The organism is Streptomyces sp. NPDC048643, from assembly GCF_040650615.1.
GTDB lineage: Bacteria > Actinomycetota > Actinomycetes > Streptomycetales > Streptomycetaceae > Streptomyces.
The window spans coordinates 179435-188872 of record NZ_JBEZHO010000014.1 but is presented as its reverse complement, the minus strand read 5'-3'; the positions used below and the strand labels follow the sequence as shown (position 1 = coordinate 188872).

The window sequence follows — 9438 nt, the reverse complement described above, 5'->3', positions numbered from 1 at the left end:
GAGTGGCGGAGCCGGCGCCGGGCCAGGTGACGGTGCGACGCTGGTCGGTGCGGGCACGCCGGGAAGCGGCACGGTCGGCTGCGGCCGACTCCTTGCCGATCCGGTCGTACGACCGGATCGGCGCCCTTTCGCTGCCTACGCGCGGCGGTACCACCCCGGGCCACGGTGCCGCCCGTCCCGGCCGGCGGTCTGGAGCGACGGGGACGGCACTTCGTCCCATCGGGCGGGCCGCGCGGTGCGTGAGGCGGCCTGTCCGCGCAGGCGGGCGGCGTCCTGGCCCGGCGGGCTGCCGAACTGACGCCGGTACTCGCGGCTGAACTGGGACGCGCTGTCGTAGCCGACCGCGAACCCGACGCCCGCCACGTCGTCCGTGCTGCTCATCAGCCGCAGCCTGGCCTCCTGCAACCGGATGCGCTTCTGGAACTGGATCGGCGTCATCGCGGTCACCGCGCGGAAGTGCCGGTGGAACGGCGAGGCGCTCATCCCGGCCAGCCGGGCCAGGTCCTCCACCCGCAGTGTCTGCGCGTGGTGGTCCCGGATCCAGCGGATGGCCCGGCTGATGTGCCGCAGCCGGCTGTCGGCCAGCCCGATCTGTCGGACCAGCGGGCCCTGCTCACCGGTGACCAGCCGCCAGAGGATCTCCCGCTCGATCATCGGCGCGAGGATCGGCAGGTCGGCGGGCCGGTCCAGCAGCCCGACCAGGCGCACCACCGCGTCCAGCAGGTCGGGTGAGGCGTCACTGACGGCGAGGCCGGGCGGGGCGGTACGGGAGGACGGAGGACGTGGGGGACGGGGACCTGTGCGGCCGGCGCTCGCCGTCCGGGCCGGCGCCGTACCACCCTCCGCCCCGGCTCCCGTTCCCGCCCCGGCCTCGGCGAGGAGGAGTGAGGCGATGTCCGGGGGCCTGAGGGTGAGCCCGAAGGCGAGGAACGGCTCCTCGGGGGAGGCGCGCGTGTAGTGGCCGGTGACCGGCAGGTTCACCGAGACGACCAGATACTGGCCCGCGCCGTAGTCGTGGATCCGGTCGCCGAGCGTCAGCCGCTTCGCGCCCTGCGCGACCACCGCGAGCACGGGGTCGGCGATGCTCGATGTCGGGGCGGAGGGGTGGTCCACGCGGGACAGCATGATCCCGTACGGCGCAGGCCCGGCTCCGTCGACGTGCCGCAGGATGAGATCCCGCAGCGTCCGGAGGCTCTCCGGGCGAGCGGGACGGCTGCCGGGCGGGTGCGGGGGAGCGGGACGGCTGCCGGGCGGGGCGAGCGTCCGGAGGGGGTCGTCGGGGTACACGTTCGATCCAAACACCCGAGGGAAGGGGTGGCAACGCCGATTCCGGCCGATCGGGCAGGATCGTGCAAGAGGCCGGTCGGATCGCCCTAACGATCGCGCAGCTCACAGTGGTTCGCTCGAAGAGCCGGATTCCCACCCACTCTTCCAGGGAGCATTCCATGGCACTCGACTCGTACGTCAGCCTCGGCCGGTCCGGCCTCAAGGTGAGCCCCTTCTGCCTCGGCGCGATGAACTTCGGTGAGGACGGCGGCTTCGGCTGCGGGGTCGAGGAGTCCGAGAAGATCCTCCAGGGCTACCTCGACCGCGGCGGCAACTTCGTCGACACCGCCAACTTCTATACGAACGGTCACTCCGAGGCGATCCTCGGCGACTTCCTCGCCGCCCGCCCCGGCCTGCGCGACCGGCTCGTGCTGGCCACCAAGTTCTTCGGCAACCTCCACCTCGGCGACCCCAACGGCGGCGGCGCGGGACGCAAGGCGATCATCGGTCAGCTGGAGGACTCGCTGCGCCGGCTGCGCACCGACCACGTCGACCTGTACTGGCTGCACAACCACGACTGGTCCACCCCGGTCGAGGAGACCCTGCGCACCCTGGACGACCTCGTCACCGCGGGCAAGATCCGCTACGTCGGCTTCTCGGACACCCCGGCCTGGTTCACGGCCAAGGCGCACACCACCGCACTCCTGCGCGGCTGGACCCCGGTCATCGCGCTGCAGATGGAGTACTCCCTGCTGGAACGCACCATCGAGGGCGAACTGATTCCGCTGGCCGAGGACGCCGGGATGGGCGTGCTGCCGTGGAGCCCGCTGAAGAGCGGTTTCCTGTCCGGGAAGTACACCCGGGACCGGCGCACCCCGGCCGACACCCGGCGTTCGGCGGTCCTCGGCGGTCCCACCGACGACCAGTTCGAGGTGATCGACGCCCTCGCCGCGGTCGCGGAGGAGATCGGCGCGACGTCGGCGGCCGTGGCCCTGGCGTGGGTGCGGGCCCGCCCGGGCGTCAGCTCGACGCTGATCGGCCCGCGCACCCTGGACCACCTCGAAGCGAACCTGGCGGGCCTCGACCTCCGGCTCACCCCGGAACAGACGGCCGTACTCGACGAGGTGTCGGCCCCGGCCCTGAACTTCCCGTACGCGCTCAACCACCAGGTCGGCGCGATGCTCAAGTACGCGGGCGCGACGGTGGACGGCCGGACGAGCCAGGTGTACCCGCCGCTGCTGGCCGACGCGGCGCGGTACTGAGGCGGGGGCCGGGTCTCCCCGGAGACAGGGGCGGAGGTGGAGCCGTACAGGAGTGGAGGCGTAGTGCTGGGGGCGCGCGGTCGCACTCTCGCCGAGGGCGCGCCCCACGGGTTCCGTCTCTCCCCTACTCGGCGCCGTTCGCGGCGAACGTCCACACGGCGTGGTCGCCCGGGCCGACGACCAGCGTCGAGTGCCCGATCCGCTCCACGTGGCGGCTCTTCACCGGCCGGTTGAGCGACAGGTCGATCCGCCGCACGCCCGCCTCGTCACGCGGGACGGCGTCGAACCGGATGGAGGTGCCGCCGCCCTCGGCGACGACGCCACCGTTCGGCACGGTCCGGACGGCGAACCCGCCGGCGCGCAGCAGCGGGACGGTGTCGGCGAGGTCGCCTTCGGTGACCGCGATGCGGACGGCGGTCACGTCACGCATCGGATGGGTGCGGTAGTCGTCGGACAGGTAGCGTTCCCGGCCGACGTCACCGGGGAAGCTCGCCGGCTCGGTGTTGCCGCGCGGGTCGGCGAAGTACTCCGGCCGGTACTCCATCGCCCAGGCTCCGTAGGCGTCGTACGTCGTGGTGGTGAGGATGCCGTCGAACCACGGAACGGGGACGCCGTCACCGAAGTCACGTGTCTGGAGGAACTCGACGGGGGTGACCCCTTCGTCCTTCAGCCGTTGCTCGACCGTCGCGATGTCGCCGGCCCGCTCGGTCGACAGCCCTGTCCCGGCGGAGCCGAGGGTGCCGTCCTGGCCCGCCACGTCACCGATCCCGAGCAGTTCCAGGTAGGTCTCACGGCCCATCAGATAGCGGCCGGTCCAGATCTGTCCGTCGGCACCGGTGGTGGTGCGGACCTGGAAGTTGGCGAAGTCCCGCAGATAGGCGGAGTGCTCGATGGCGTCGGCTGTCTCCCGGTCGAAGACACCGTAGGTGTGGTTGAAGAACAGCAACTGCCGATCGTGCGCCGACCGGCTCCCCTCGGCCTGCGCCGTCCCCACCCCACCTCCGATCGCACCGGCGAGGGCCACCGCGAGCACGAGGATCATCCGTAATGTCCGGCGAATCAGCATGCGACGGATCGTAGAACGAAGAGCCCCCACCCGCCCTTCCTTTCGAACCAGCCCGAAACGACCGGCCTTTGACGCGGGGGCGCTGTCAGGGTGCGGCGCCGTCACCCAGGACCCGCAAGGGTGCCCGGCACGTCCTCGGCCAGCGGGTACGGCCGCTCTACGGGCAACAGCTCGGCGGCTCGGTCGAGTTCACCGGAGCGGACCAGGGTGTGCACCTGCCGGGCGAGCGGGGTCACGTCCTTGATGCCGACGATCCACTCGTCGGCGTACCGGGCCGCGGCCTCACCGGACAGTCCGAGCTGTAGCGACCGGTACGGCAGGGGAGCGAGCCGCAGATCGCGCTCCGGGTCCCACTGCACGCGCGTCGGCGCCTGCCTCAACTGCCGCTTCCAGTCTGCCTGGTCGGCGTGCAGCCCGCGGACGTAGTGGGACAGACACGCGTTCCGCAACGCCCACGCGAAGCCGTCACGGCTGATCTCGACGGCGAGCACGGTCTCCTGCCCGGCCTTGCTGCCCCAGCCGCAGCGATACATCATCCACAGGAAACTGGGCTTCACCCACGTCATCCGGTCCCGTTTCCACGCCGCGGGAAACCGCCCCGTCCGCACAGCGGGCCCGCCGATCTCCGGGGGATAGGCCTGGTAGACGGTGATGGTGTCCTCCGTGTGGAGGGCGCGGACGCGGTGCTGGGGTTCTTCCATGGGTACAGGGTGCGTCCGGCGGACTCGGGAGGGCCATCGGATTTCAGGCGGCTCGTCCGGTCCCCAACGATCTTTGCCGCGCCATGAGCGACGCTGCGCGTGACTCCGGCTAGCGTCCCGTCGGGATGGCTCGTGGGGTCGGGGGACGGATGAACCGCAGGGACGGATCCCGGCTCCGGGCGGGAGGGCGCGTCGACCGTCGCCCGCTGCTCGTGAGCGCCGGGCTGCTGGTGGTGGGCGCGATCCTGACCTGGTTCGCGGCGACGCACTTCGCCTACGCGGCAGGCATGGCGGGGACGCCCGGACACCTCCGGGTCGCATCGTGCTCGTGGACCCGCGCGGGGGGCCACCGATACCCGCACTGCCACGGCACGTTCCACTCCACGGACGGAGCGGTCGTGGACCGGGGCGCCACGATCGGCACGAAGCTGCGCGTCGGCAGCACGGTCACGTTGCGACGAACATCGCACGGCACGTACGAGCAACCCGGCCTCCCCGCCTCCTGCGGCTGGCTGGCCCTCACCCAACTCGGCCTGCTGACCGGACTCCTGGCCCTCCTGGCCGCCTGCAACAGGCAAGGCACCCGCCGAACCCCCCGCCCGTTGCGCCTCGTCATCGGCACCCTCGCGACCATGACACTGGTCAGCGCGTTGGTGGGAGGAGTGGTGGGGGTGGCCGGGTCTTTCTGAGGCGGGCGGCGCACAACGGCTCGGGCGGTCGGCTCGACCTTGCCACGCTCACCTCTCACCGCACTGACCTGCGGGGACGCTGCGATCCAGCCGCCTTTGGCAAGTGGATATGCGGGACGACCATTGCTGGCTAGAGTCGTTCCGTCACACCTGGTTGTGGGGACAGCCAGAGCGCATCGGGGAGGGCCTGCAACATATGAGTCGTCGCTCAACCGGCGTCGTCGGCGTCTGGGCAGAGGTGCAACGGCAGCAGCAACGCCAGCTGGAGGCCGAAGCCAGACGGCGGAGACAAGAAGCCCAGCAAGCACGTGCCTATCAGCGACGGGCCGCTCAGGGGCACCGCGAGTACAGGCAGGCGGAAGCGCAACGCCGGACGGAGGAACTGGACGCACAGGTCGCGTCGCTGCAATGCCTTCTCGCCTCGGGGTGTCAGGCCCCGGCTTTCAGGGCTTCCTCGCTCATGCGGCGTGAAGAGGCCCAGCCCTTCGCGCCGGGACCGTTGGCGCAGCCCGTGGCCATGCCTGACTTCAGCCACTACCAGACGCAGAGCGGGTGGACCTCCAACCGCCGGGCCCAGGCGCAGGCCGAAGCGAGGGCCCGTTTCGAGCGGGACTGGCACGCGGCCCAGGCGGCGGAAGCCCAGCGGCAACATCAACTGGCGTCGTACCAGCGGGAGCACCAGCAGTGGGTCGACGCCCAGTCGGCCGAGGTGAGACGGCACAACGCCGGCATCGTCCAGGTGACCGACGGAGTGGGGCGGCGTGACCCCGACTCGGTCGTGGAGTACTTCTCCGCCGCTCTCTACGCCTCGGCCGCATGGCCGGAAGGCTTTCCCCGACAGGTGACCGCAGCCTATGACGCGGGGGCTCGCCAGCTGGTGCTGGACTGGGAGTTGCCCGCCTACGGCATCGTCCCTGACGTCAAGTCCGTCCGATACGTGTCCGGGACCGACCAGGACAAGGAGACCGCCCGTCCGGTGGGCCAGCGTCGCGCCCTCTACCGGGAGGTGCTCGCGCAGTGCATGCTCCTCGTTCTGCACGAGCTCTTCGCCGCCGACGAACTGGGCGCACTCGAGTCGGTGACCTTGAACGGGTTCGTGGACGGTCATGACCCGACGACGGGCCGACCTGGCCAGATCCACTTGGCGACCGTGATGGCGTCCGCCTCGACGTTCCGTGGCCTGCACCTGGCGCAGGTGGACGCGGGCAGCTGTCTGGCCGACGCACTGCGCGGACAGCTCTCGGCCCGCCCCGACCAACTCACGCCGGTACGGCCGAGTCGCCGTCCGCAGGATGTCGGGAACCGCGTCGTCGCGCATGGGAGCGACGAGGAACCCGACCTGTACGAGATGGATCCGATCGCCTTCGAGGATCTTGTCGCCGAACTCTTCCGGGCCATGGGAATGCAGGCGGTCACGACCCAGCGCTCCAACGACGGCGGGGTGGACGTCGACGCGCTGGATCCGACGCCGATCCGAGGCGGGAAGATCGTCGTTCAGGTGAAGCGCTACCGCAACACGGTGCCGCCCACCGCCGTACGTGACTTGTACGGCACCGTGCAGGACGCCGGCGCCAACAAGGGCGTGCTCGTGACGACTTCGGGATTCGGCCCGGGCTCGCACACCTTCGCCAACGGCAAGCCGCTGGAGCTGATCTCGGGCGCAGAGCTCGTCGACCTGCTGCATCGGCACGGACTGCGTGGACGCCTGGGCGAGGGCGGCCGTCAGTCCGCGGCACGGCCGACACCATCAGGCCCTGAGACCCGACTGCCCGACGAATACAACATCCTCGGCATGTCGTGGACGGGCAGCGTCGCCCTGGACGTGTGTGCGCTGGTCTGCCGCGGCAACCGAGTCCTCAGCGACGATCACTTCGTCTTCTTCAACAACCCGCAGACCGCGGATGGTTCCGTGCGCGCTCTGGCCGCCACCGCTCCTGACGAGGCAGCGGTCTGCGTCTCTTTCGACGGGTTGCCAGGGGAGGCCGACCGGTTCGTCCTCGTGGCCGCGATCGACCCGGAGGTCAACCCGAACGCCGACCTCTCCGGATTCACGGACGCCCGCATCCGACTCCTCGACCCAGGGCTGAACGAGCTGGGACAACTCGAGGTGTCCGACGGCCGAGCCCGCGAGACCGCCTTGGTACTCGGCTCCTTCCGCCGCAGGTCGAACGGGGACTGGGACTTCGTCCTGGGAGGCAAGGGCTACACCGGCGGCTTGGAGGAACTCGTACGGGATTTCGGGATAGAGGTGGACTGAACCTCGCGTCCGTCATCCGGTGATCGCTCGGAGAGTCGCGGGACCAGGCCAGGAATCCGGCAGCCGCCCCCCGGCGATCGGCTCCTCCAGGGCCGTGCACCTCCCACGCTCAGCCCTCCGCGGGAGCGACCCCGATCGGGCAGGAGACCCCCGTCCCCTCCAACCCGCAGTACCCCGCCGGGTTCCTGGCCAGGTACTGCTGGTGGTGGGCCTCCGCCGGGTAGAAGGGGCGGGTTGTCGCCGGGAGGATCTCTGTGGTGATCGTGCGGTGGCCGGAGGCGGTGAGGACCTTCTGGTAGGCCTCGCGGGACGCCTTCGCCGACGTCTCCTGGGCCGGGGTGTGGGTGTGCAGGGTGGAGCGGTACTGCGTGCCCACGTCGTTGCCCTGGCGGAAGCCCTGGGTCGGGTTGTGCGACTCCCAGAAGACCTGGAGCAGACGGTCGTACGGAAGCACCCTCGGGTCGTGGACGACGCGGACCACCTCGGCGTGGCCGGTCAGGCCGGAGCAGACCTCCTCGTACGCGGGGTTCTCCGTGTGGCCGCCCTGGTAGCCGACCAGGGTCGTGTACACGCCCGCCGGGAGCTGCCAGAACCTGCGTTCGGCGCCCCAGAAGCAGCCCATGCCGAAGTCGGCGATCTCCAGGCCCTCGGGGTAGGGGCCGCTGAGCGGGGTGCCGAGGACGGTGTGCCGCTCGGGGATCGTGAAAATCGGCTCGGGGCGGCCCCGCAGCGCCTGTTCGGCGGTCGGGAGACGCGGGGAGTGGCTGTCGCTGGCGCTGTTCAGGAACATGCGCTCTCCAGGGAAGTGAGGGAGAGAGGTGAGGGGGAGGGGCGTGTCGGTCCAACGTCCCGGTCCAGTACGGCATTCCGGCCCCCCAGCATTCCGGGCCCCAGCACTTCGCCCCCCAGACTCCGGCACTCCATTGCTCCGGGGTCCGGCACCAGCGGGAGCGTTACCCCCAGGTGAAGCGACCCTCCGGATGCAGCACCCCCTCGCGTGAGCGTCACCGGCGTAGAGCCCCCCCTGAAGCGGGCCCACGCCGGGACCGGCGACCCCTCAGTGCGACAGCGTCGCCGGGCTGCCGCCGTTCGCCTCGTAGCCCGCCACCGCCATGGCGCGGTATATCGCGTAGTCCCCGGCGGGGTCCCGGGTCAGGGTCCAGGGGAGGGCGCCGACGTGGCCGTCCACGTGGACCAGCTGGTTCATCGCCTCGGACCAGCGCTCGCCGCGGACCAGGAAGAAGACCAGCAGGTGGCGGACGTGGGCGAGCATCGGGTCGTCGGGGCGGGCGGCGTGGACCGCGTAGAGCGCGCCGTGGACGGCCTTCGTCACGACCTCGCTCTGGTAGAAGGCGCGGACCAGGTTCACCTCGGGGAGGTGCTCGAAGACCGCGAAGAGGGGCATCGCCGCGAGGAGCGAGCCCTGCGGGGCGCGGGCCGCCGCGGCCTCGGCGAAGGAGTACGCCACCTCGCGCGAGCCGTGCCACTTCTCGCACCAGTAGTGCAGGGCCGCCAGGTGCGCGCCCATGTGGGAGGGGGCACGGTCCAGGATCTTCAGCCAGACCTTCTCGAACTCCGGCTGGGAGTAGGCCAGTCCGCGCGCCACCGACAGCTCGATGATGTACGGGATCGGGTCACCGGGGGACAGCAGCGCCGCCTCGCCGCACGCGGCCCGCGCCTCCTCCATGATGATCCGGAAGTCGTCCGTGCCCGGCGTCGACGTGCGCCACGCCTGCTGCACCAGGAACTCGGCGTGCACCGCCGCGCCGCCCGCGTCCTTGGGGGCCTCGGCACGCCACACCCGCAGCCACTGCCCGCCGGGGTTTTCGCTGACCCCGCCGGGCCGCTGCTGGAGCTCCAGGGACGCGGCGCCCGCGAAGGCCTGCACCCGCTGCCAGCGCGTCTCGCCCGCGATCTCCGTGCCGGCCAGCAGCTGCGAGGCCGCGCGATGGTCCTGGCTGCGCTGCACGACGTCCAGGACGTCCAGCAGGTCCGCGTCCGGGCCCGGCATGCGGATGTCCAGCTCCTCCTGCCGCAGGAACCCGTAGTTCGCCGGGTCCGCGGCGTCCGGGTCACCCGGCGAGACCAGCTGCACACCGGCGCGCCTGCGCCGCAGCGGCAGCAAAACCAGGCTGAACATGCACAGCGCCATCAGGACCCAGAGAATCTCCATGCCACAAGCGAACCAGACGGGTCC

Annotated in this window: 7 protein-coding genes and 1 pseudogene; 3 read left to right on the top strand and 5 right to left on the bottom strand. The window is 71.1% G+C overall.

Annotated elements, in window-relative coordinates:
- Nucleotides 1-255 precede the first annotated feature (255 nt).
- Nucleotides 256-1182: pseudogene (locus AB0C62_RS17105) on the bottom strand (AraC family transcriptional regulator); the annotation flags it as partial.
- 263 nt (nucleotides 1183-1445) lie between these two features.
- Between AB0C62_RS17105 and AB0C62_RS17100 the strand changes: the two are divergent.
- Nucleotides 1446-2528 (top strand): aldo/keto reductase, encoded by a 1083-nt coding sequence (locus AB0C62_RS17100; protein WP_362973851.1) that lies wholly within the window; start codon nucleotides 1446-1448, stop codon nucleotides 2526-2528.
- A 124-nt stretch (nucleotides 2529-2652) separates the two neighbouring features.
- Here AB0C62_RS17100 and AB0C62_RS17095 read toward each other — a convergent pair whose 3' ends face one another.
- A complete protein-coding gene (locus AB0C62_RS17095) occupies nucleotides 2653-3570 on the bottom strand; it encodes a DUF5829 family protein (RefSeq protein ID WP_362973867.1) in 918 nt (305 codons plus the stop codon).
- A gap of 125 nt (nucleotides 3571-3695) precedes the next feature.
- Nucleotides 3696-4295, bottom strand: a complete 600-nt coding sequence (locus AB0C62_RS17090) for a DUF4291 domain-containing protein (RefSeq protein ID WP_362973849.1) — start codon at nucleotides 4293-4295, stop codon at nucleotides 3696-3698.
- A 149-nt stretch (nucleotides 4296-4444) separates the two neighbouring features.
- Here AB0C62_RS17090 and AB0C62_RS17085 point away from each other — a divergent pair, with 149 nt between their 5' ends.
- Entirely contained in the window at nucleotides 4445-4984 is a 540-nt protein-coding gene (locus AB0C62_RS17085) for a hypothetical protein (RefSeq protein WP_362973847.1), read from the top strand.
- 196 nt (nucleotides 4985-5180) lie between these two features.
- Nucleotides 5181-7241 carry a restriction endonuclease gene (locus tag AB0C62_RS17080; RefSeq protein ID WP_362973865.1) on the top strand — a complete coding sequence of 687 codons (2061 nt, stop codon included), beginning with the start codon at nucleotides 5181-5183 and terminating at the stop codon, nucleotides 7239-7241.
- Between the two features lie 109 nt (nucleotides 7242-7350).
- Here the strand turns inward: AB0C62_RS17080 and msrA are convergent, their stop codons facing one another.
- Both msrA and AB0C62_RS17070 read right to left on the bottom strand, forming a co-directional pair.
- A complete protein-coding gene (gene msrA, locus AB0C62_RS17075; protein ID WP_362973845.1) occupies nucleotides 7351-8031 on the bottom strand; it encodes a peptide-methionine (S)-S-oxide reductase MsrA in 681 nt (226 codons plus the stop codon).
- Nucleotides 8032-8298: 267 nt separating this feature from the next.
- Nucleotides 8299-9414 (bottom strand): hypothetical protein, encoded by a 1116-nt coding sequence (locus AB0C62_RS17070; protein ID WP_362973843.1) that lies wholly within the window; start codon nucleotides 9412-9414, stop codon nucleotides 8299-8301.
- Nucleotides 9415-9438: the final 24 nt, after the last annotated feature.

Bases quoted from the DNA above. Each gene is read 5' to 3' on its own strand.
- AB0C62_RS17090 (WP_362973849.1), bottom strand. From the start codon at position 4,295: ATGGAAGAACCCCAGCACCGCGTCCGCGCCCTCCACACGGAGGACACC.
- AB0C62_RS17095 (WP_362973867.1), bottom strand. From the start codon at position 3,570: ATGATCCTCGTGCTCGCGGTGGCCCTCGCCGGTGCGATCGGAGGTGGG.
- AB0C62_RS17085 (WP_362973847.1), top strand. From the start codon at position 4,445: ATGAACCGCAGGGACGGATCCCGGCTCCGGGCGGGAGGGCGCGTCGAC.
- AB0C62_RS17080 (WP_362973865.1), top strand. From the start codon at position 5,181: ATGAGTCGTCGCTCAACCGGCGTCGTCGGCGTCTGGGCAGAGGTGCAA.
- msrA (WP_362973845.1), bottom strand. From the start codon at position 8,031: ATGTTCCTGAACAGCGCCAGCGACAGCCACTCCCCGCGTCTCCCGACC.
- AB0C62_RS17100 (WP_362973851.1), top strand. From the start codon at position 1,446: ATGGCACTCGACTCGTACGTCAGCCTCGGCCGGTCCGGCCTCAAGGTG.
- AB0C62_RS17070 (WP_362973843.1), bottom strand. From the start codon at position 9,414: ATGGAGATTCTCTGGGTCCTGATGGCGCTGTGCATGTTCAGCCTGGTT.